This window comes from Vibrio sp. 1978 (genome assembly GCF_033344345.1).
Map to the genome: position 1 here is coordinate 1 of NZ_JAWPOP010000109.1, position 1,246 is coordinate 1,246.

At 50.4% G+C, this 1,246-nt stretch carries 1 protein-coding gene and 1 pseudogene; one reads left to right on the forward strand and one right to left on the reverse strand.

Annotated elements, in window-relative coordinates:
• Position 1 precedes the first annotated feature (1 nt).
• Positions 2–895, forward strand: coding sequence for a LysR family transcriptional regulator (locus tag R8N49_RS24815; protein WP_318190177.1), 894 nt, complete (start codon positions 2–4; stop codon positions 893–895).
• Positions 896–969: 74 nt separating this feature from the next.
• Here R8N49_RS24815 and R8N49_RS24820 read toward each other — a convergent pair.
• Positions 970–1,246 (reverse strand): annotated as a pseudogene (locus R8N49_RS24820) (oxidoreductase); the annotation flags it as partial.

A 1,246-nucleotide genomic window follows, 5' to 3' on the forward strand; every position in this document is an offset into this window, starting at 1 on the left:
GTTGCGTGTACTGATTGAAGAAAGCAGCGTCAGTAAGGCGGCAACTCGCCTTAATTTAAGCCAATCGGCGATGAGTCGTGTGTTAGGGCGATTACGCGATCTGCTTGGCGATCCGCTGTTTACGCGCCAAGGTCAGCACTTGATCCCAACCCAAAAAGCGCTAGAAATTGATCGCTCTTTAGGTGAACCGTTGGAATCGCTGCGCCAATTGTTGTCGCCCGTCGAGTTCGATCCTCAGCAGTGCGATCAGACGTTCACTATCGCGACCACGGACTACGCTATGCAAACCATTCTGCCGTTTGCTTTACCGCGCATTTATCAAGAAGCGCCGAATGTGTCGTTTAACTTTTTGCCTTTGCAGCATGACCGTTTATCCGATCAGTTGACTTATGAAGGGGCAGATCTCGCCATTTGTCGCCCAACAGGCCCCGTAGAGCCGCTGCGTAGCGAGATTCTTGGTCGCGTTGGCGTGTTGTGTTTACTGTCCAAACAGCATCCTTTGGCGAATCAAGAGATGAGTTTGGACGACTATTTGAGCCACCCTCACGCGATGATTGCCATCAGTGACGGAGTGAAAGCGTTGATTGAGCAAGCTTTAATCGACAAGCCGCAACGCAAAATGGTGCTGCGTGCGTACCATTTAGAAGCTGCGCTGGCGATTGTGGATACTCTGCCTATCATCATTACCGTTCCGGCAGATTTGGCGTATCTGGTTGCTGAGCGCTATGACCTAGTCGTAAAACCGTTGCCATTCCAATTTACGCCTTTTGATTATTCGATGATTTGGCATGCGCGCTGTGAGCATTCTCCTGCTCAAGAATGGCTGCGCTCCGTTGTGCGTGAAGAGTGCAGCAGGCTGATTGCAAAGCGAATCGAAGACATGGGATTGAACTGATAACAAAAGAGCCAGCAACGCTGGCTCTATTTACGTGAAGTGCTGATTTGTAGCTTGATAACGTAGCTTTATAGCTACAGCTTGATGACTACGCGACCCGTTACTTGGCCGTTGGTAATATCTTCGGCGTATTTTGGCGCTTCAGCGAGCTCTACTTCAGTACACGCTTGCTCGAAATAGCTGTCTGGTAGTAGCTCAACCAGTTTTTCCCATGCTGCGATGCGTTTTTCGGTTGGACACATCACGGAATCCACACCTTGCAGACGCACATTACGTAGGATGAACGGCATTACTGTGGTTGGCAGGTCAAAACCGCCAGCAAGACCACACGCCGCGACGGCGCTGTTGTAA